Source organism: Pseudomonas khavaziana (assembly GCF_036704165.1).
GTDB lineage: Bacteria > Pseudomonadota > Gammaproteobacteria > Pseudomonadales > Pseudomonadaceae > Aquipseudomonas > Aquipseudomonas khavaziana.
Genome location: NZ_CP129946.1, coordinates 1,591,600 through 1,611,628 on the forward strand (window position 1 = coordinate 1,591,600; position 20,029 = coordinate 1,611,628).

Genomic DNA, 20,029 nt, shown 5'->3' on the forward strand with positions numbered 1-20,029 from the left:
AAATGAGAGCAGTCATTGAACTAAGCGGGGCCGAGGGCGCCTGCACGGTTGTGCCGTTCAGCAATCAAAAAGTCACCTCCAAGCGAAAGGCTCAAGGTGTCTATGAAGTGCGCGGTACGTTGGGTCTTATCCCGCTGGCGCCTGAAGGAAGTGGTTGGGGCTACAGCATGGGCGTGGGTGAGAAAGACGTGTCGGCAGTTATCACGTATTCCAGAAAAGTCATGACCGTTAAGTTGCTAAAAGACGCGCAACCCTACGAACTGGTTGGGGCTATTTCTCTGCATTGTGAAATCGCGGATTCGGCTCCGGTGGTGGTGCCGGTTTTTTGAGTGGGTGACTGACGTTTTTCCTGTCCGCCGTCGTGCGGATTTTTTTGCTTTTTTTGGGGAGCTTCAAATGGCACGACAAGAAATTGATTTGGGTACGCGCCCCAGCGGCGTGGGTGGTGATACTCCGCGCAGTGCGATGATAAAGCTCAATGCAATGACCGCAGAGTTATACCAGGGCGATGCTTTGGCCAAAGCCAGCGGCTGGGGAGCAAGCGCTCCTATCTCTATGAATCCTACAGATAGCGCCGACGCCCTACCGCCTATCAATGGTTTGTTCATGTTCGGCAATGGCGGGGTTTCGCTTCCGTCGAGCTATGTTTTCATCATTCAAACTGTAAGTGGCGCCGGTGGAGGACATGTACGACAGATTGCTTTTGACTTGCTCAGTGAGCGCGAATGGAGCCGGCAGTATGCCCAAGGAACAGTCGCTAAGCCTTGGCAAAGTGGCATATATGGCGAGTTGGATATTGACGCCGCACTCATGGTGCGCCGACGTCTTAAGATCTTTAATCCCTATACCTACGTTGCCAATATTGATGACGTTTCTACTGCTCAAGTTCAAGGGTATGGGTACGTCTCGCTGAATACCGCAGGCACCCTGCCCTCTGGATATGCCTATGGAGTCGTCAACACGGTCCTGAATCCTGGCGACCAGGTGTTTCAGGATTTCGTAGGTTTGACTGGTCTTGCAGGCGCTACCCAGAACGCCTATAGGCGTACGGGTTATGGCACCACTGAAACGCGCTGGGGCCCTTGGCAATTGGTCATGGACAGTGCTAGTGCACTGCAACCGGTGAATGATGGTGAGCGCAGCGGGTTGATGGACTTGACCATGATGAATGGTAATGCTGCCGTATGGCGCTACAAGAACGGGAAAGTCGTCATGCATATCTGGACCGGCACAAGTGTGATGCTGCAGCCGGGGGACATCATCACCCAAGTCGTTGCGCTACCTGTCAAAGTTGTCGATCCACGTTTCGCCGTATGTGAGGTCAATTTTCAGCCGACCATTAGTTATGACCATTACGGAATCAACACTAAATGGGTAAACGCAGACGGTAGTTCAGTAGGATTTAGTTGCCGCAACGGTGCAACGGCGCAGCAATTCACAAACTTAAAGGTACAGGTAGTGGGGGCTTGGAAATGATCATTATCAAACTGTTTGCCGTTCTGATGGATGGCGAGTTGACGGCTAGCCTTAAGGGGGAGCGATTGACCGTTGGCGAAGATGTGTTGGATCTGTCCTTGATTCCCGATGGTTATCAAGTGAAGTCCAGCGACGTTGAATGTAAATGGTTGGCACCTATGTCGGTGATTGAACGTAGCAACGGTGTGTTGAGCTTGACCCTCAATCTACCGGTGAGCGCTGATTCGCCTGAGTTTATGCGCAACCCGGAACCGTTGGCTGTGATGCGCGAGGGGCCTGTTTCTATTCCAAGAGCGCCGGTTATTGCTGCACCGGTTATCAAACCCATCGAGGTTAATGTATGAGCCTGATAAAACTTAACGCCCTTGAGAAAATTGGCAGTGTCGCTGAGGACGGCGAGCTGCTCAGGACGAAGGCAGTCGCTTATCTGCAATCAACCGACTGGCAGGTGATCGCCAAGTATGAGCGTGCCCGACCCATTCCTGATGACGTGATGCAAAAACGCAAGGCAGCGTTGGATATCGTCAGCGGTGTATCCAATGTCGAAACTTGACTGCTTGTCGCGCGTTTTTATCACCTGGAGATCTTAATGATGATGACGCCGCAGCAGTTACTACAGATCCTCCCCGACGCCGGCCGCCAAGCCGGCGTTTTTGTTCCTGCCTTAAACATCGCAATGCATGCGTATGACGTTATTACCCCGTCGAGGATGGCTGCCTTTATTGCCCAGGTTGGGCATGAGTCTGGACAGTTGCGCTGGTTGAAAGAGCTTTGGGGGCCGACCGCTCAGCAGGCGAGGTATGAGGGGCGCACTGATCTGGGCAATTCGGTGGTGGGGGATGGTTTCAAATTTCGCGGCCGAGGCCTGATACAGGTCACGGGGCGGGCTAATTATGCTGCCTGTGGCGAGGCTCTGGGCCTGGATTTACTTGGTCATCCGCAGTTGCTGGAACAACCTCGATGGGCCTGCGAATCCGCCGCCTGGTTCTGGCAAAGCAACGGGCTCAACGAGCTGGCTGACAAAAACCAGTTCACCACCATCACCCGGCGTATCAACGGTGGACTCAACGGCCTGGAGGACCGTTTGCAGTTGTGGGCGCGGGCGAAGGCGGTGCTATGCGTTTCCTAGGAGTGGTGCGATGGATCGGCATATGCCTGCTCATGGCGCTGGTGTGGCAGTTGCAGGCCTGGCGGTATGGTGCGCAGCTGGAGCGTCAGGCCGCTGCCCATCTGCAAGTGTTGAACCAGCAAAACCAGGCGGCGCTGAGCCGGCAGAGGACGGAACAGGAAAAGCGCCTGGCCCTTGAGCAACAGCTCAACGCCAGCGACCGCCAACACATCCAGGAGTTGAACGATGCCCAACGCAACCAAGCTGCTCTGCGTGACCGCCTGGCCACTGCTGATGTGCGGTTGTCAGTCCTTCTCGACGCCGCCGATGCCGCCAGTGGCTGTGCAGTGCCTGCCACCACCGGCTCCGGCAGCGTGGTTCATGCAGCCCCGCGAGCCCGACTTGACCCGGCGCATGCTCAGCGAATTATCCGCATCACCGACGACGGCGACAACGCCCTGATCGCCTTGCGTGCTTGCCAGGCTTATGTGCGGGCCGTCGCACGTTAGCCTCTTGATGCACTCCGTATCTTGCATGGTCGATAAGCTCCTGTAGGGTAGGCGAACCCCTCGCTCATTCCTGGAGAAGACCGTGAAGGAAATCACTCAACTGGCCGCCGACCTTGGTCGCCGTTTGCAGGTGCTCAATGCTCACGTCACCACTGCCGAGTCCTGCACCGGCGGCGGGATTGCCGAGGCCATTACGCGGATACCGGGCAGTTCGGCCTGGTTCGAGGCGGGCTATGTCACCTATTCCAACCGGCAGAAGACCCGGCAGTTGAACGTGCCGGAAAAACTCTTCTCAAAAGTAGGCGCTGTCAGCCAGGAAGTGGTGGAGGCAATGGCCCGTGGCGCGCAGGAAAAAAGCCTGGCGCGATTTGCCGTCGCGGTCAGCGGTATCGCCGGCCCGGATGGCGGTTCGCCGGACAAGCCGGTCGGTACTGTCTGGCTGGCCTTTGCGGTGGGCGAGGAGGTAACGGCCGAGCTTGCGCACTTCCCCGGTAGCCGCGACGACGTCCGCCGACAAACGGTAAAAGCCGCACTGGAGGGCTTGTTGCGACGAGCTGCAGCAGAAATAGAAAAACAGGGGTAGGCGATCCCGGTTCTTTGTGGAACAATACTGTCTACTTATACAGGTGTTGGCCGTCAGGCCTTATTGATTACGTGAGGACTTTAATGGACGACAACAAGAAGAAAGCCTTGGCTGCGGCCCTGGGTCAGATCGAACGTCAATTCGGCAAGGGTGCCGTAATGCGTATGGGCGATCACGACCGTCAGGCGATCCCGGCTATTTCCACTGGCTCTCTGGGTCTGGACATCGCGCTCGGCATTGGCGGACTGCCAAAAGGCCGTATCGTTGAAATCTACGGTCCTGAATCTTCCGGTAAAACCACCCTGACCCTGTCGGTGATCGCCCAGGCGCAAAAGATGGGCGCCACCTGCGCATTCGTCGACGCCGAGCACGCCCTGGACCCTGAATACGCCGGCAAGCTGGGTGTCAACGTCGACGACCTGCTGGTTTCCCAGCCGGACACCGGCGAACAGGCTTTGGAAATCACCGACATGCTGGTGCGCTCCAACGCCATCGACGTGATCGTCGTCGACTCCGTGGCCGCATTGGTACCCAAGGCTGAAATCGAAGGCGAAATGGGCGACATGCACGTGGGCCTGCAAGCCCGCCTGATGTCCCAGGCGCTGCGTAAAATCACCGGTAACATCAAGAACGCCAACTGCCTGGTGATCTTCATCAACCAGATCCGTATGAAGATCGGCGTGATGTTCGGCAGCCCGGAAACCACCACCGGTGGTAACGCGCTGAAGTTCTACGCGTCGGTCCGTCTGGATATCCGCCGTACTGGCGCGGTGAAGGAAGGCGACGAGGTTGTCGGTAGCGAAACCCGCGTCAAGGTTGTGAAGAACAAGGTGGCTCCGCCATTCCGTCAGGCTGAGTTCCAGATTCTCTACGGCAAGGGTATCTACCTGAACGGCGAGATGATCGACTTGGGCGTGCTGCACGGTTTCGTCGAGAAATCCGGTGCCTGGTATGCCTACAACGGCAGCAAGATCGGTCAGGGCAAGGCCAACTCGGCCAAGTTCCTGGCAGACAACCCAGATATCGCCGCCACGCTTGAGAAGCAGATTCGCGATAAGCTGCTGACCCCAGCGCCGGACGTGAAAGCTGCCGCCAACCGCGAGCCGGTTGACGAAATGGAAGAAGCCGACACGGACATCTGAAGCAAACGATGACTGTGGTACTGGATACACTCGTCGCCGTTCGGCGCACCGCGATGGACCTGCTCGCTCGCCGCGAGCATGGTCGAGTCGAGCTGACGCGTAAATTGCGTCAGCGCGGCGCAGAACCTGAGATGATCGAAACAGCTCTTGACCGGTTGACGGAAGAGGGGCTGTTGTCGGAAGCCCGTTACCTTGAAAGCTTTGTGTCTTACCGCGCGCGCTCTGGCTATGGCCCAGCACGAATTCGCGAAGAACTGAGCCAGCGTGGCCTGCAACGTGCCGATATCGACCTCGCGCTACGTGAATGCGGTATCAGTTGGCAGGCGCAGTTGGAAGACACTTGGCGACGCAAGTTTGCCGGTCATCTTCCGATTGATGCCAGGGAACGTGCGAAGCAAGGTCGCTTCCTGAGTTATCGCGGGTTTTCCATGGACATGATCAGTCGTTTGTTAAGCGGTCGGGATATGGACGATTGAACGCTACAAAAAAGGCCCACTATGAAAATAGTGGGCCTTTTTTTTCGCCTGCGAAAAAGTCACGCGGGTTCTGGCGTTACCCGTTGCTGCGTCTTGCCCTGAGCCTGCGCCCAGTTCTCCGGGAGGTTGATGTAATCCACCAACTCTCGCAACCGCCCCTGATCGCGGCCATTGAAGTTAAACACCAAACGGGTCAAATGACTGAATCGCGGTTCGTCGTGGTCTTCGCCCGTATAGGCAAGTTGCTGGAATTCACCACTGAGCCGCAGGCTGGCAAATTCTTCCTGCAGATGGGCCAAGGCACGGTCGCTGAGAGGATGGTGCATGCGCACCACAAACTCACGCTTCAACCAACGGGTGGAGTGAAAGTTGGCGTAAAACTGGTTGATTTCGTCCACCGCTTCCTCAGCGCTGTAGACCAGGCGGATCAGCTTGAGGTCGGTGGGCAGGATGTAGCGATTGGCTTCCAACTGGCTGCGGATAAAATCCAGGGCGCCTTGCCAGAACCCACCACCCGGTGCATCCAGCAATACCACCGGTACCAGTGGGCTTTTGCCGGTCTGGATCAGCGTCAACACTTCAAGTGCCTCATCCAGGGTGCCGAAACCACCCGGGCATAGCACCAGCGCATCGGCTTCCTTGACGAAGAACAGCTTGCGGGTAAAGAAGAAGTGGAAGGACAGCAGGTTTTCGGTGCCATCAATGGTCGGATTGGCGTGCTGTTCAAACGGCAGGGTGATGTTGAACCCCAGGCTGTGCTCCAGGCCCGCGCCCTCGTGGGCTGCGGCCATGATACCGCCGCCGCCACCGGTGATGACCATCAGGTCGGAGCGCGCCAACGCAGCGCCCACTTCTCGGGCTAACGCATACAGTGGGCTTTCCACAGGTGTGCGTGCCGAGCCGAATACTGTCACCTTGCGCCGACCCTTGAACTGTTCGAGTACACGAAAGGCGTGGTCCAGTTCGCGGATGGCGCGCAGGGTGATCTTGGCGTTCCAGCGGTCGCGGTCGTCCTGGGCCATGCGCAGTACGGTGAGGATCATGTCGCGATAAAGGGGAATATTCGGACTGTTAGGGGCGATCAGCTGGATTTGTGCGTCGACCTGCTGCGTGAGGTCGGTCCCGTTTTCTTCAAAATGACGAAGCAACTGCTCATTCGATTCATAAGGCATTCAACTTCTCCTTCTTTGCAGGGCCTGGGTAGTCGACGAGAGCGTCGTCGGGGCCACGACACTGCATGTGTCGCGACATGCCGCAGGAGGGCAGGCCTTTCTTGCCCTGAAAGTACTACAGAACAGCATTGAAACTGCTGTGGATGGGCGTATGGGATGGGATGATCATGGGCCGAAAAACCCTTGGCTGGCAACCGCTTATTGGTCACCCATCACGAAGTTCGGTTGTTGGCAGGAAACGCAGCGGGGCTTACGCGCTACCGGACAGTAGCGCGTGAGGAGTCAGCAATGGTTACTTTTTCTTCTTTGCCGGTGCCGGGCAATCGGCCTCTACAAACTTGACCGACGCCACGGGCCGGTTGGTCTTGTTCTCGGTGATTTCGTAGCGCATCACCGCGCCCTTGGCCATCAGCTCGCGATAGCCCGGGTTGGTGCACACACTGCGGCCCAGCTGGAAGTACACAGCCTTGGGGTTGGCGCGCATCTGTTCGGCGCGATCAGGTAGCACGCTGAGGTGATCAATCAGCTGCATGCCTTCGACGGTGTAGGCCACTTCCAGGGTTTTTTCATCGATTTCCCGGGGCAGGTCCTTGTTGCTTTCGGCTGCGACGCTTTGCAGCTTCCTGTTCATCTGAGCCTCCAGCAGCGAGGCCGCATGGGCGCCCATGGGCAAGGCCAACGCAAGGGCGACGGATGGGGCAACAAGGCGCAGCATGGAACGCAGCATTAAACTCTCCTGATTCGGTTACTGGTGCATAGACCAGCCACTGCGCTGTGCGTTCAGTGGCGCGCAATTATAGGTGAGCCCTTGCCACTACAGCCAGGCGTATCGCTGGTAAACTGCGGGCACTTCTGTTTTTCATGAGTTTGTTCCGTGTCGATTTCCTTTTCTTCGCCGCGTGCCCGATGAGCCACGCCGTTTCCCGCTTGCGCGCCCAGCGCCTGACGCGTGCCGTCAGGCCGTTTCTCAATCGGGGGTCGCGGGCTGAGCGCTGCCCCGGCTGTCGGGTGATTCCTGAGTATTGCATGTGTGCCTGGCGACCCAAAGTCGCGGCCAAGTCAGCCATGTGCCTGCTGATGCACGACGTTGAACCGATGAAACCGAGCAACACGGGCTGGCTGATTGCCGATGTAATCGGCGACACCACGGCATTTGCCTGGTCACGTACCGAGGTGGATCCTGATTTGGTGACGTTGTTGGCTGACCCGCAGTGGCAGCCATACATCGTATTTCCCGGCGAGTTCGTGGCGCCCCAACGGGTGGTCAGTCAAGTCCGCGTGGAGGAGGGCAAGCGTCCGCTGTTTATCCTGCTGGACGGCACTTGGAGCGAAGCGCGCAAGATGTTTCGCAAAAGTCCTTACCTTGAGCATTTGCCGGTCCTGAGCCTGGCCCCTGAGCAGTTATCGCGCTACAAGCTGCGGCGTTCCAAGCGTGATGACCATTTCTGTACTGCCGAGGTGGCAGCGCTGTGCCTGGAGCTGGCCGAAGATGTAGCTGCCAGCGAAGTATTGGATGCTTATCTTGATGTATTCAGCACCCATTACCTGGCAGCCAAGTTCCAAATGCCCTTGGACCCGATGGACGCTGTCCATACGCGCCTTGCACCCTATATACCGCCAGTCTAGCCAGACGACGTTTGCATGATGGCACCCTGAACCCGCCACCCGCTAGAATGCCCACGGGCGTAGTGCTTGACCCTCCAGGCTGCGCTGGGCATGCTGGGCGCCGATTGGGGCGCAACCGTGAATGCTCGACGTCGTTTCATGTACTTTTGGCGTTGGGCGAGCCCTGTGGCGATGGCTGCCTGGCCGTCGCCTCGTGTATTGGTGAACCCTGAACCCATCAGGGCTCCCATAAAAAACAGGATCATTTAACCAATGGCCACATACGAAATCCTGATAGCCGATGACCACCCGCTGTTTCGCAGCGCACTGCATCAGGCGGTAACCCTGGGCCTTGGTCCTGATGTACGCCTGGTCGAAGTGGCCAGCATTGCCGAACTGGAAGCCCGCCTCACCGAAAAATCCGACTGGGACTTGGTATTGCTCGACCTGAATATGCCGGGCGCCTACGGTTTCTCGGGGCTGGTGCTGTTACGCGGGCAATACCCGCAGATCCCCGTGGTGATGGTCTCTGCCCAGGAAGAAGCCGACGTGGTGGTGCGCTCCAAGGAGTTTGGCGCCAGCGGTTTCATTCCCAAGTCCAGCGCGATGGAAGATATCCAGAAAGCCGTGCGCGCTGTACTGGACGGCGACGTGTCGTGGCCGCCCCAGGCGTTTGAAGAAATCAATGTGTCCGACGAAGCCAAGGCCGCCCGCGATGGCCTGGCCAGCTTGACGCCCCAGCAATTCCGGGTGTTGACCATGGTTTGCGAAGGTTTGTTGAACAAGCAGATTGCCTACGAGTTGAGTGTGTCGGAAGCGACCATCAAGGCCCACGTTACGGCGATTTTTCGTAAGTTGGGCGTGCGTACTCGAACCCAGGCGGCACTGCTGTTGCAACAACTTGAGTCAATTTCGCAGCATTAAGTTACAACCACTTCACGCTTTTTTGACTTTGCGTGATCTAGCTTCCCCACTTCTTTGGTTCAGTTGCCTACATTCTATGTCGCCTTTCAAGGGTCAAACCGGTATCAAACGTATCTTCAACGCAGGGGGCTATTCCCTGGATGGCCTGCGCGCGGCCTTCACTGGCGAGGCGGCTTTCCGTCAGTTGGTGTTGCTGAACGTGATCCTGATCCCAGTAAGCTTTTTCCTGCAGGTCAGCCGGGTCGAGCGGGCGCTGCTGATTGCGGTGTGCCTGCTGGCATTGATTGTCGAGTTGCTCAACTCTGCGGTAGAAGCAGCCATTGACCGCATTTCCCTGGACCGCCACCCCTTGTCCAAAAACGCCAAGGACATGGGCAGCGCCGCGCAATTCGTGGCGCTGACCATGATCACCCTGGTGTGGGCCGTAATCCTCATCTGAGCATCAAGCGATACTCGGCAGCACGATCTCGTCGCTGCGCTGCACCCCAGCGGTAAAGGCGCGGCACAGTTCGAGAAACTCGCGCATGGCTGAGGTCTGGTACTTCTGCTTATGCCAGATGAAGTAGAACTGCCGGGCCAAGTCCAGGTCGGGGGTTTCCACCGGCACCAGACTGCCACGGCGGAACGCATCGCGTAGCGCCAGCCGCGAAATGCAGCCAATCCCCAGGCCTGACTCCACTGCTCGCTTGATCGCCTCGGTGTGTTCCAGCTCCAGGCGGATATTCAGCGCGCTGCGGTGATGACGCATGGCCTGGTCGAAGGTCAGGCGCGTGCCCGAGCCTTGTTCCCGCAGGATCCAGGCTTCGTGGGTCAACTCGTCCATGCTCGCCACGCCACGTTTGGCCAGGTGATGCTGCGGCGCACAAAACACCACCAGTTCGTCCTCGACCCAGGTTTGCACCTCAATATCGGGGTGGCTGCAGTCGCCTTCGATTAGACCCAGGTCAATTTCGTAGTGGGCAACCTGATGCACGATATGGGCAGTGTTCTGCACATGCAGCTTTACCTGGCTCTCGGGGTGTTGCTGCATAAAGCTGCCAATCAGCAGCGTCGCCAGGTAATTGCCGATGGTGAGCGTGGCGCCAACCGCCAGGGAACCGAAGCCGGACTTGCCATTGAGCAGGTCCTCAATCTCCTTGGCCTGGTCCAGCAGCGCCACAGCCTGGGGCAACAGTTGATGGCCGAGGGCGTTGAGGCTCAGGCGTTTACCGGCGCGGTCGAATAATTGGCAGCTGGATTGGCGCTCCAGCTCGGTAATCGAGGTGCTGGCGGCGGATTGAGATAAGGCCAGAAGGCCAGCAGCGCGGGAGACGCTTTCTTGCTGGGCGACGGCGACGAAAACTTGCAGTTGACGGAGAGTAAATCGCATATCGATATAACCGATAACCCTTATCTTAATAATCCAGTTAACAGATATTGTCGCCGCCATTAGAATGCTGTGCAATTGCGCATCTGTATCTTTGGCGCAGACCCATTTCCAGGAGTTCCCCGTACATGAGCAACATGAACCACGAGCGTGTCCTCAGTGTTCATCACTGGAACGACACTCTGTTCAGCTTCAAGTGCACCCGCGATCCGGGCTTGCGCTTCGAGAACGGTCAGTTCGTGATGATCGGCCTGCAACAGCCCAACGGCCGCCCGCTCATGCGTGCTTACTCGATTGCCAGCCCTAACTGGGAAGAGCATCTGGAGTTCTTCAGCATCAAGGTGCCCGATGGCCCGCTGACTTCCCAATTGCAGCACTTGAAGGAAGGCGACGAGATCATCATCAGCAAAAAACCGACAGGCACCCTGGTGCTTGACGATTTGAAGCCAGGCAAGCACCTGTACCTGCTCAGCACCGGTACTGGCCTCGCGCCCTTCATGAGCGTGATCCAGGATCCGGAAACCTACGAGCGTTTCGAAAAAGTGATCCTGTGCCATGGCGTGCGTTACGTCAACGAAGTCGCCTATCGCGAATTCATCACCGAGCATCTGCCGCAGAACGAATTCTTCGGCGAGGCCCTGCGTGAAAAGTTGATCTACTACCCGACCGTGACCCGCGAGCCGTTCGAAAACGAAGGCCGCCTGACCGACCTGATGCGCAGCGGCAAGCTGTTCAGCGACATCGGCCTGCCGCCGATCAACCCCGAGGACGACCGCGCCATGCTGTGCGGCAGCCCAAGCATGTTGGACGAGACCAGCGAAGTGTTGAACAGCTTCGGCCTGAAAGTTTCGCCACGGATGCGAGAGCCGGGCGATTACTTGATCGAGCGTGCGTTCGTCGAGAAGTGACTTCGGGTCACTGGTAGGAGCGAGCTTGCTCGCGAAGGACGTCAACGATAACGCTGGCAGCCTGAATTAACGCGGTGATTGTAGTTTTTTCGCGAGCAAGCTCGCTCCTACAGTTGAATGCGTTTGCAAAGAAAAGCCCGCGTTGCCTGTGAAGGCAACGCCGGCTTTTGCGTTTTTGCGGTTTACTGCGCCGGCACCACTTCCAGCACACAAATCATCCCCGGTTCCGGATAGTGCCAGCGCACATCCACATCCCAGAGTTGCGCGCCGTATTCCCGTTCTGACGTCGGGACCTGATACGCCGGTCGTGGATCCTGCGCCAGACACTGCTCAATCAGTTCCGCCAAAGGCTCGCCGAGGCGCTGGGCGTGGCCTTGCGCCTGTTGCAGCGCGGTCTTGAGCCACTGCACAGCAATCAACTGCGGCGCACTGCTGGCGATGCCGTTTGTGGCGTCGTCGATCATGTCGGCGTACGGCACATACGGCTTGATATCCAGTACCGGTGTGCCATCGAGCAGGTCTATTCCCGAGATCCACAGCCGCCCCGGCTCCACCTTGTCCAGCTTGACCACCGACTGGCCAATGCCATTAGGCCGATGAGTGGCGCGGGTGGCAAACACGCCCATGGACGTATTGCCACCCAAACGTGGCGGGCGCACTTTCAGGCGCGGCTTGTCTTCCAGGGCTTGGTGGAACATGAACAGCAGCCACACATGGCTGACCTGCTCCAACCCCTGCACCGCTTCACCCTGGTCGAACGGCGCCACCAACTCCAGTACGCCGCGAGCGGCCGGCGCCAGTTGCGGTTGGCGCGGGATGGCGAACTTCTCCTTGAAGCAGGAGCGTACGAAGCCTACGGGCGAGACCTGGTAACTCATGGCTTAAGCGCGAACCCGCAGGGTCAGGCCCTTGAGGAAATTACGCAGCAACTGGTCGCCGCACGGGCGGTAGTTGGTGTGACCGAACTTGCGAAACAACGCGCTCAGTTCAGGCTTGGACACCGGGAATTCGGCTGCCTTGAGGATCGCATGCATGTCGTCTTCTTTCAGCTCGAAGGCCACGCGCAACTTTTTCAGGATAATGTTGTTGGTCACCGGGGTTTCAATTGGCTGCGGCGGACGGCTTTCGTCCTTGCCGCGCTTGAAGATCACCAAACCATCGAGGAAGTGGGCCATGACTTCATCCGGGCAGAACACGAAGCCTTCTTCTTCATCTTTCTTGAGGTAGGTCAGCAGGTCTTCCTTGGTCACGTCCATGCCGCCGAGCTTGATGATCTCGACCATCTTGTTGTCGCTGATGTCGAGCATGTAGCGCACGCTGCGCAGTACGTCGTTGTGAATCATGGTGGGCAATCCTGTTTTTCAACGGTGGACACTGCCCAATCGGGCGGTGTCGGGAAAGGGCGAACGACTTAGAACTTTTCTTTACCGGACAAGTAGCGCCATTGGCCAACTGGCACCTTGCCGATGGATACGCCGCCGATGCGGATACGGCGGATGGCGATGACTTTCAGGCCAACCGCTTCGCAGAACAACGCAATCACACCGGGCTGCGGATTTTTCATCGCAAAGCGCAGGCGGTTTTCGTTCTGCCAACTGGCTTTGACGGCCGGCAACTCCTTGCCTTTGTAGGTCAGGCCATGGTTCAGGCGATTGAGGCCGTGGGCAACCATGTCGCCTTCGACTTCTACCACGTACTCTTGCTCGATCTTGGCGGCATCGGCAGTCAACTTGCGCAAAATCTTCCAGTCCTGGGTGAACACCAGCAGGCCGCTGGCCTTGGCTTGCAGGTCGGCGCTGGCGGTCAGGCGCAGGAAATGCCCTTTGAGCGGGCGCTTGCTGAAGCGGTGTTCTTCGGACAGGGTCTCGGCGCTGATCAAGGCCATGGCGGTTTCAGCATCCATGCCCGCCGGTGCATGCAGCAGGATGGTGACTGGCTCTGGCGCGGTGGCTTTAGCCTGCGGGTCCAGTTCAACTTTCTCGGTCGTGACCTTGAACTGCGGCTCATCGATCACTTCGCCGTCCACCGAGACCCAGCCGCCTTCGATAAACAGCTCAGCCTCCCGACGGGAGCAACAGACCAGTTCGATAAGGCGTTTGGAGAGGCGTATGGGGTCAGTCATGACAAGGGCCGTAACAAAAGGGGGTGGCTATTGTACCTGCCTGGCGTCGGTTAATCCCGAGCCCATTTTATTTAGCCCTGGCGCGCCTGTTGTCGCGCCTGGCGTAAACGCATATGCAGCAACGGGTAGGGCTGGCCAAGGCCGTCATGCTCCGTGCGTCCGATCACCTCGAAGCCTTGCTTGAGGTAAAAGCCCAGGGCCTGGGGATTCTGCTCGTTGACGTCCAGTTCCTCGGCATTCAGGTGTTTGATCGCATACGCGAGCAATTGCGTGCCCAAGCCTTGTCCCCGGTATTGCGGGTCGATAAACAGCATCTCTACCTTGCCCGCCGCTATCCCGGCGAAGCCGGTTATGTGCTGGCGCGAGTCTTTAGTGCAGACCAGCATCACCGCGTCCAGGTAGCGGGTCAGTACCAGATTTTTCAGCAAGTCAATATAGCTGCCTGGCAGGAAGTCATGGGTGGCACGTACCGAGTCTTCCCAGATCTGTGTCAGGCGTTCGTAGTCGCTGTTTTTAGGTGTGTGGATAACCGAATGCTGCCGCATGCCTGCTGCCCCTTGCCGTAATTGGCGTTGATGGGCAAAACGATAGCCCGAAAAAAGCCCCGCATCTTGTCAGAGGCGGGGCTTTTTCAAAAATATTACGCCTTGATCATCATTGTCGACGCCGGCTGGCGGGACGCTGAGGCATTCCCACGCAGAACGTGGGAACGATCAATTACGCAAATGCTATCAGTCGCGTTTTTCAGCCCACAAGTCGTACTCGTCGGCGTCGGTCACGGTGCACCAGACCTTGTCGCCCGGTTTCAAACCGCTGGCATCGTCGATAAATACGTTACCGTCAATTTCGGGGGCGTCGAAGAAGCAACGACCCACCGCGCCTTGCTCGTCGACTTCATCGATCAACACTTCGATTTCCTTGCCGATGCGCAGTTGCAGGCGTGCAGAACTGATCGCCTGCTGGTGCGCCATGAAACGCTCCCAACGGTCCTGCTTGACGTCGTCCGGCACCACGGCCAGGTCCAGCAGGTTGGCCGGAGCGCCTTCCACCGGCGAGTACTGGAAGCAGCCGACGCGGTCCAGCTGAGCTTCGGTCAGCCAGTCGAGCAGGTACTGGAAGTCTTCTTCGGTCTCGCCGGGGAAGCCGACGATGAAGGTGGAACGGATGATCAATTCCGGGCAGATCTCGCGCCAGTTCTTGATCCGCGCCAGGGTCTTGTCCTCGAAGGCCGGGCGTTTCATGGCCTTGAGCACTTTCGGGCTGGCGTGCTGGAACGGGATGTCCAGGTACGGCAGGATCTTGCCGGCGGCCATCAGCGGGATCAGCTCGTCCACGTGCGGGTACGGGTAAACGTAGTGCAGGCGCACCCACACACCCAGGCTGCTCAAGGCTTCGCAGAGTTCGGTCATGCGGGTTTTCACCGGCGCGCCGTTCCAGAAGCCGGTGCGGTATTTCACGTCGACGCCGTAGGCGCTGGTGTCCTGGGAGATCACCAGCAGTTCCTTGACGCCGGACTTGACCAGGCGTTGGGCTTCGTCGAGCACGTCACCGACCGGGCGGCTCACCAGTTTGCCGCGCATCGACGGGATGATGCAGAAGCTGCAGCTGTGATTGCAGCCTTCGGAAATCTTCAGGTACGCGTAGTGGCGAGGGGTCAGCTTGATGCCTTGGGGCGGCACCAGGTCGATCAACGGGTTGTGGTCCTGGCGTGGCGGCACCACGTCGTGCACGGCGTTGACCACCTGCTCGTACTGCTGCGGGCCGGTCACGGCCAGCACGCTTGGGTGCACGTTGCGGATATTGCCTTCTTCCACACCCATGCAGCCGGTCACGATGACCTTGCCGTTTTCCTTGATGGCTTCGCCAATCACTTCCAACGACTCGGCTTTGGCCGAGTCGATGAAGCCGCAGGTGTTGACCACCACCACGTCGGCGTCCTGGTACGTGGACACGACGTCATAGCCTTCCATCCGCAATTGCGTGAGGATGCGCTCGGAGTCGACCAGAGCCTTCGGGCAACCCAGGGAAACAAAGCCAACCTTGGGGTTGGCTTTTGCGATGGTGGTGGACATGTCTAACCTCGGTATTGAATGACGCTGCCGGTCGTGCACGACAAGGCAGCGGAAGGGCGCTTGGTGCGCCTCTGATCAAAAAGTGCGCAATTCTAGCGACGGGCAACGCACTTGACCAGCTTTATGCAGGGAAATGCGACGAGTGCTGCGCTATGCTTCGCGCCGTTGCACACGGGTAATGCCCTTGGGTCAATAAAACGTCTGTTACAAGAAGTAAAACAGCGCATGCTAGGGTCAGCTTAGTCGTGCTGTTTATAAAAGACCTCAGGTCAAAGGGCAGGAGTGGTTGATGGGTCAGGCAAGTAGTCAGGCAGCAGGTGCCGAGCATTCAAACGCCAAGCCGATTGGCATGCTGGTGGCGGCAGTCGGGGTGGTTTATGGCGATATCGGGACCAGCCCGCTCTACACCCTTAAAGAGGTGTTCAACGGTGGTTATGGGGTGCAGGTCAACCATGACGGCGTCTTGGGGATCCTGGCGCTGATCTTCTGGTCGCTGATCTGGGTGGTGTCGATCAAGTACATGCTGTTTGTGCTGCGCGCCGACAACCAGGGCGAGGGCGGCATCATGGCGCTCACTGCATTAGCGCGGCGAGCCGCCGGGGAGCGTGCAAAACTGCGTAGTTTCCTGGTGGTGTGCGGCCTGTGTGGTGCGGCGCTGTTCTATGGCGACAGCATGATCACCCCGGCCATTTCCGTGTTGTCGGCCATCGAAGGCCTGGAGCTGGCGTTCGACGGCCTGGAAAAATGGGTGGTGCCGATTGCGTTGATTGTGCTGGTGGCGCTGTTCCTGATCCAGAAACACGGCACCGATCGCATCGGCAAGCTGTTCGGTCCAGTGATGGTCACCTGGTTCCTGGTGCTGGGAGGGCTGGGTGTGTACGGCATCCTGCAGCAGCCTGAAGTGCTGAATGCACTGAACCCGGCATGGGGCGTGCGCTTCTTTATGGTGCACCCCGGTATCGGCGTGGCGATCCTCGGCGCGGTGGTGCTGGCCTTGACCGGCGCCGAAGCGCTGTACGCCGACATGGGCCACTTCGGCCGCAAACCCATTGCCCGTGCCTGGTTCATCCTGGTGCTGCCGGCGCTGGTGCTCAACTATTTTGGCCAAGGCGCCATGCTGCTGGGCGATCCGGAAGCCGCACGCAACCCGTTCTATCTGCTGGCGCCGAGCTGGGCACTGATTCCATTGGTGGGCTTGTCCACACTGGCGACGGTGATTGCTTCCCAGGCGGTGATCTCCGGGGCGTTCTCGTTGACCCGCCAGGCGATCCAACTTGGCTACATTCCGCGCATGCATATCCAGCACACCTCCAGTGCCGAGCAGGGCCAGATCTACATTGGCGCGGTGAACTGGTCGCTGATGGTGGGTGTGATCCTCCTGGTGCTGGGCTTCGAGTCCTCCGGTGCCCTGGCTTCGGCCTACGGCGTAGCGGTGACGGGCACCATGTTGATGACCACTATCCTGGTGTCGGCGGTCATGCTGCTGCTGTGGAAATGGCCCCCGGTTCTGGCTGTGCCGGTGTTGCTCTGCTGCCTGTTGGTGGACGGCCTGTTCTTCGCGGCCAACGTGCCCAAGGTGATCCAGGGCGGCGCCTTTCCGGTGTTGGCGGGCATCGTCTTGTTTGTGTTGATGACTACTTGGAAGCGCGGCAAGCAATTGCTGGTCGAGCGCCTCGACGAAGGCGGTTTGCCGTTGCCGATTTTTATCAACAGCATCCGCGTGCAGCCGCCCCATCGCGTGCAGGGGACTGCGGTGTTCCTCACTGCGCGTCCGGATGCAGTGCCCCATGCACTGTTGCACAACCTGCTGCATAACCAGGTGTTGCATGAGCAAGTGGTGTTGCTGACGGTGGTCTACGAAGACATTCCGAGGGTACCTGCCGCACGGCGCTTCGAGGTGGATTCCTACGGCGAAGGCTTCTTCCGCGTGATCCTGCACTTCGGTTTTACCGACGAGCCGGATGTGCCCGAAGCACTGAAACTGTGCCATCTGGATGAGCTGGATTTCAGCCCGATGCGCACCACCTATTTCCTCAGCCGCGAAACAGTGATCGCCTCGCGTATCAAGGGCATGGCGCGCTGGCGCGAGACCCTGTTCGCCTTCATGTTAAAGAACGCCAATGGCAACCTGCGCTTCTTCAAGTTGCCGGTAAACCGCGTGATTGAGCTGGGCACCCAGGTCGAAATGTAAGGCGCTGCACCACGGGAGCCGGCAATCGGCTCCCGCTTTCCTTATCTGAACCCTGTGCAATCGATGGTTGTCGACTAGGCTGGTAGGAGCGAGCTTGCTCGCGAAAAACGTCAACAATAACGCGTTAATCCTGGATAAACGCAGCGCCTATGAGGCCTTCGCGAGCAAGCTCGCTCCTACAGAAATGTCTAGAAACCCAGAAGAGGTGCGCCATGAGTCAGCTGCTCGAACCCTATACCCTGCGCCAATTGACCCTGCTTAACCGCATCGCGGTCTCGCCGATGTGCCAATACTCAAGCGACGATGGCCTGGCCAACGACTGGCACCTGGTGCATCTCGGCAGCCGCGCCGTGGGGGGCGCCGGGCTGATTTTCACCGAAGCCACCGCCGTGACGGCCGACGGGCGCATCACCGCCCAGGACCTGGGCCTGTGGAACGATGCCCAGATCGAACCGCTGCGGCGCATCACGCGCTTTATCGCGGCCCAGGGGGCGGTGGCGGGTATTCAGCTGGCCCATGCCGGACGCAAGGCCAGTACCCATCGGCCCTGGATCGGCAAGCATGGCAGTGTTAAGCCGGAGGAGGGCGGCTGGGTGCCAGTGGGTCCATCACCGATTGCCTTCGACCCGAATCACACCCAGCCCAAGCAATTGGACGAAGGGCAGATCCAGCAGGTGATTGCCGATTTTGTCGCTGCCGCCAAGCGCGCCTTGACCGCCGGCTTTGAAGTCGTGGAAATCCATGCTGCCCATGGCTACCTACTGCACCAGTTTCTGTCGCCGATCAGCAACCAGCGTCAGGACCACTACGGTGGGTCGTTCGAAAACCGCATTCGCCTGGTGCTTGAGGTAACTCAGGCCGTGCGCGCCGCATGGCCCCAGGAGTTGCCACTGTTTGTGCGGGTATCGGCCACCGATTGGGTAGAAGACGGCTGGAACCCGGATGAAACCGTGGAGCTGGCGCGCCGCCTCAAAGACTTGGGTGTCGACCTGATCGACGTGTCCTCCGGGGGTACCGCCGCCAATGCCGAGATCCCCACCGGCCCCGGCTACCAGACGCGCTTCGCCGAGCGGGTGCGCAAAGAGTCGGGCATCGCCACCGGCACGGTCGGCATGATCACCGAACCGGCCCAGGCCGAGCACATCCTGCGCACTTGCCAGGCTGACATTATCTTCCTGGCCCGCGAACTGCTGCGCGATCCTTATTGGCCGCTGCATGCCGACGATGACCTGGGTGGGCGCAAGGCCATCTGGCCGGCCCAATACCAGCGGGCGACCCATCGCGACCAGCCGATCCATGAGTCGGATCTGCGCGACTGATCTTGCACACGGCCCCGTCAGACCCACTCTTACACGGTGGGTTTTTTCTTGCCGGCGTTTAAAGGAAGGCTGATCCTTGGTGGTCGTGAAGCAGGAGACCCCTATGCTGGTGGAACGCGCGTTAACCGAAAACGATATCCCCTTGCTGGCCACCATCGACCGTACGGAGTTGATCCAGGCGTGCTATCGCATGGAGCGTGGTGAACTGGTGTTGTATACCGCGCACCATGACATGCGCGGCTGGCCCGAAGGCGAGGCCGAGCAGGATGCCGTGGCCCTGCGTGCCTGTCTCCAGCGTGGCGGGTGGCTGTGGGGCGTTTTTGACGGCCCCGCGCTGGTCGCCGCAGCGGTGGTGGACAACCGGCCCTTGCGCCATCAGGGCCTGCTGATGCGGCAGTTGAAATTCCTGCACGTCAGTCATGCGGCCCGTGGTTCGGGCCTAGGTGGCCGGTTGTTGGCGCTGGCCTGCGAGCACGGCTGGCAGGTGGGGGCACAGGCGTTGTATATCTCGGCCACGTCGTCGCGTAACACCGTGGACTTTTACCTGCGCCATGGTTGCCGACTGCTGCAGCAACCCCATGCTGAGCTGTATGCACAAGAGCCTCTGGACATTCACCTGTATCGGCCACTGTGTGAGTAACGGCTGTAGGGTTTTATTACCCAGCCTATTTTTTTAAGTGAATACTCTAAAAAAATCCCACGTGCGACGAGATAGTTTCTAAGATTAGGGTAAGTCTGGTTCCTGGCCCAGGGAGGCAGGCTGCTTGTCCACGGAAGCGTTGCGCTTCGGGGAGTTGGGAAGTGGGCACCAGGAGTATTTGACTGATATCAGGAGTAACAGTCCATGGCCAAGTCCTATGGCGTAGCGGGTGCGGTGGCGTCTTTCCTCAGCCGCCGGATGTCCTTGCGGGATCGAAGGTTGAGTTCGGATGAAATGGAGCTGCTGGCCCAGTATCGGGCGCTGACCGAAAGTGATCAGGTGGCGATGCGGTACTTGATTGGTGCGATGAAAAGCGTATCGCGCTTCTGAGCTATATACGATCACTCCCACGTTCT

General features: G+C 58.6%; 25 protein-coding genes. 17 read left to right on the plus strand and 8 right to left on the minus strand.

What is annotated here, in order from left to right; translation table 11 throughout:
• Positions 1–2 precede the first annotated feature (2 nt).
• The 9 genes from QYQ93_RS06930 to recX all read left to right on the plus strand — a co-directional run bounded on the left by QYQ93_RS06930 (position 3) and on the right by recX (position 5,294).
• Complete coding sequence (locus tag QYQ93_RS06930; protein WP_043048880.1) at positions 3–329, plus strand: hypothetical protein; 327 nt, start codon at positions 3–5, stop codon at positions 327–329.
• Between the two features lie 67 nt (positions 330–396).
• Positions 397–1,476 (plus strand): hypothetical protein, encoded by a 1,080-nt coding sequence (locus tag QYQ93_RS06935; protein WP_338476601.1) that lies wholly within the window; start codon positions 397–399, stop codon positions 1,474–1,476.
• Positions 1,473–1,820 (plus strand): hypothetical protein, encoded by a 348-nt coding sequence (locus QYQ93_RS06940; protein ID WP_338476602.1) that lies wholly within the window; start codon positions 1,473–1,475, stop codon positions 1,818–1,820. Before QYQ93_RS06935 ends, QYQ93_RS06940 begins: the two co-directional genes overlap by 4 nt.
• Entirely contained in the window at positions 1,817–2,029 is a 213-nt protein-coding gene (locus QYQ93_RS06945; RefSeq protein WP_043048884.1) for a hypothetical protein, read from the plus strand. The genes QYQ93_RS06940 and QYQ93_RS06945 overlap by 4 nt, the downstream gene beginning before the upstream one ends.
• A gap of 36 nt (positions 2,030–2,065) precedes the next feature.
• On the plus strand, positions 2,066–2,605 hold the full coding sequence (locus QYQ93_RS06950) for a glycoside hydrolase family 19 protein (protein ID WP_338476603.1): 540 nt from the start codon (positions 2,066–2,068) through the stop codon (positions 2,603–2,605).
• Positions 2,593–3,093: a lysis system i-spanin subunit Rz gene (locus tag QYQ93_RS06955; RefSeq protein ID WP_338476604.1), complete on the plus strand. Its 501-nt coding sequence runs from the start codon at positions 2,593–2,595 to the stop codon at positions 3,091–3,093. The genes QYQ93_RS06950 and QYQ93_RS06955 overlap by 13 nt, the downstream gene beginning before the upstream one ends.
• A gap of 82 nt (positions 3,094–3,175) precedes the next feature.
• Entirely contained in the window at positions 3,176–3,676 is a 501-nt protein-coding gene (locus QYQ93_RS06960; RefSeq protein ID WP_124376637.1) for a CinA family protein, read from the plus strand.
• Positions 3,677–3,759: 83 nt separating this feature from the next.
• Entirely contained in the window at positions 3,760–4,818 is a 1,059-nt protein-coding gene (gene recA / locus QYQ93_RS06965) for a recombinase RecA (RefSeq protein WP_005785454.1), read from the plus strand.
• A gap of 8 nt (positions 4,819–4,826) precedes the next feature.
• Positions 4,827–5,294: a recombination regulator RecX gene (gene recX / locus QYQ93_RS06970; protein WP_043048890.1), complete on the plus strand. Its 468-nt coding sequence runs from the start codon at positions 4,827–4,829 to the stop codon at positions 5,292–5,294.
• Positions 5,295–5,353: 59 nt separating this feature from the next.
• Here recX and QYQ93_RS06975 read toward each other — a convergent pair whose 3' ends face one another.
• Positions 5,354–6,466 (minus strand): TIGR00730 family Rossman fold protein, encoded by a 1,113-nt coding sequence (locus tag QYQ93_RS06975; protein ID WP_043048891.1) that lies wholly within the window; start codon positions 6,464–6,466, stop codon positions 5,354–5,356.
• Between the two features lie 292 nt (positions 6,467–6,758).
• Positions 6,759–7,193, minus strand: a complete 435-nt coding sequence (locus QYQ93_RS06980) for a PA3611 family quorum-sensing-regulated virulence factor (RefSeq protein ID WP_043048893.1) — start codon at positions 7,191–7,193, stop codon at positions 6,759–6,761.
• Positions 7,194–7,372: 179 nt separating this feature from the next.
• On the opposite strand from QYQ93_RS06980, the gene QYQ93_RS06985 reads away from it, so the two are divergent.
• The 3 genes from QYQ93_RS06985 (at position 7,373) to QYQ93_RS06995 (ending at position 9,434) form a co-directional block, all read left to right on the plus strand.
• A complete protein-coding gene (locus QYQ93_RS06985; protein ID WP_338477240.1) occupies positions 7,373–8,092 on the plus strand; it encodes a tRNA-uridine aminocarboxypropyltransferase in 720 nt (239 codons plus the stop codon).
• A gap of 252 nt (positions 8,093–8,344) precedes the next feature.
• Positions 8,345–8,995 carry a response regulator transcription factor ErdR gene (erdR, locus tag QYQ93_RS06990; protein WP_043048896.1) on the plus strand — a complete coding sequence of 217 codons (651 nt, stop codon included), beginning with the start codon at positions 8,345–8,347 and terminating at the stop codon, positions 8,993–8,995.
• A 76-nt stretch (positions 8,996–9,071) separates the two neighbouring features.
• Positions 9,072–9,434: a diacylglycerol kinase gene (locus QYQ93_RS06995; RefSeq protein WP_019817716.1), complete on the plus strand. Its 363-nt coding sequence runs from the start codon at positions 9,072–9,074 to the stop codon at positions 9,432–9,434.
• Positions 9,435–9,437: 3 nt separating this feature from the next.
• On the opposite strand, the gene QYQ93_RS07000 is transcribed toward QYQ93_RS06995, so the two are convergent.
• A complete protein-coding gene (locus QYQ93_RS07000; RefSeq protein WP_010212678.1) occupies positions 9,438–10,364 on the minus strand; it encodes a LysR family transcriptional regulator in 927 nt (308 codons plus the stop codon).
• Positions 10,365–10,489: 125 nt separating this feature from the next.
• On the opposite strand from QYQ93_RS07000, the gene fpr reads away from it, so the two are divergent.
• Positions 10,490–11,269, plus strand: coding sequence for a ferredoxin-NADP reductase (fpr, locus tag QYQ93_RS07005; protein WP_003172178.1), 780 nt, complete (start codon positions 10,490–10,492; stop codon positions 11,267–11,269).
• A gap of 182 nt (positions 11,270–11,451) precedes the next feature.
• Here the strand turns inward: fpr and tsaA are convergent, their stop codons facing one another.
• From tsaA to rimO, 5 genes are all read right to left on the minus strand, one after another.
• A complete protein-coding gene (gene tsaA / locus QYQ93_RS07010; RefSeq protein WP_043048900.1) occupies positions 11,452–12,147 on the minus strand; it encodes a tRNA (N6-threonylcarbamoyladenosine(37)-N6)-methyltransferase TrmO in 696 nt (231 codons plus the stop codon).
• A 3-nt stretch (positions 12,148–12,150) separates the two neighbouring features.
• Positions 12,151–12,612: a DUF1456 family protein gene (locus QYQ93_RS07015; RefSeq protein WP_043048901.1), complete on the minus strand. Its 462-nt coding sequence runs from the start codon at positions 12,610–12,612 to the stop codon at positions 12,151–12,153.
• Between the two features lie 68 nt (positions 12,613–12,680).
• Positions 12,681–13,391, minus strand: coding sequence for an rRNA pseudouridine synthase (locus QYQ93_RS07020; protein ID WP_338476606.1), 711 nt, complete (start codon positions 13,389–13,391; stop codon positions 12,681–12,683).
• A 71-nt stretch (positions 13,392–13,462) separates the two neighbouring features.
• Positions 13,463–13,936, minus strand: a complete 474-nt coding sequence (locus tag QYQ93_RS07025; RefSeq protein WP_338476607.1) for a GNAT family N-acetyltransferase — start codon at positions 13,934–13,936, stop codon at positions 13,463–13,465.
• A gap of 186 nt (positions 13,937–14,122) precedes the next feature.
• Positions 14,123–15,463: a 30S ribosomal protein S12 methylthiotransferase RimO gene (rimO, locus tag QYQ93_RS07030; RefSeq protein WP_005785474.1), complete on the minus strand. Its 1,341-nt coding sequence runs from the start codon at positions 15,461–15,463 to the stop codon at positions 14,123–14,125.
• Positions 15,464–15,752: 289 nt separating this feature from the next.
• Here rimO and QYQ93_RS07035 point away from each other — a divergent pair, with 289 nt between their 5' ends.
• From QYQ93_RS07035 to QYQ93_RS07050, 4 genes are all read left to right on the plus strand, one after another.
• The gene (locus QYQ93_RS07035) at positions 15,753–17,654 is read left to right on the plus strand and encodes a potassium transporter Kup (RefSeq protein ID WP_043048906.1); all 1,902 of its coding nucleotides are present in this window, start codon (positions 15,753–15,755) and stop codon (positions 17,652–17,654) included.
• Positions 17,655–17,866: 212 nt separating this feature from the next.
• Positions 17,867–18,973, plus strand: a complete 1,107-nt coding sequence (locus tag QYQ93_RS07040) for an NADH:flavin oxidoreductase/NADH oxidase (RefSeq protein ID WP_043048907.1) — start codon at positions 17,867–17,869, stop codon at positions 18,971–18,973.
• A gap of 103 nt (positions 18,974–19,076) precedes the next feature.
• On the plus strand, positions 19,077–19,613 hold the full coding sequence (locus QYQ93_RS07045; protein WP_124421686.1) for a GNAT family N-acetyltransferase: 537 nt from the start codon (positions 19,077–19,079) through the stop codon (positions 19,611–19,613).
• Positions 19,614–19,817: 204 nt separating this feature from the next.
• Entirely contained in the window at positions 19,818–20,003 is a 186-nt protein-coding gene (locus tag QYQ93_RS07050) for a hypothetical protein (protein ID WP_043051506.1), read from the plus strand.
• Positions 20,004–20,029 lie beyond the last annotated feature (26 nt).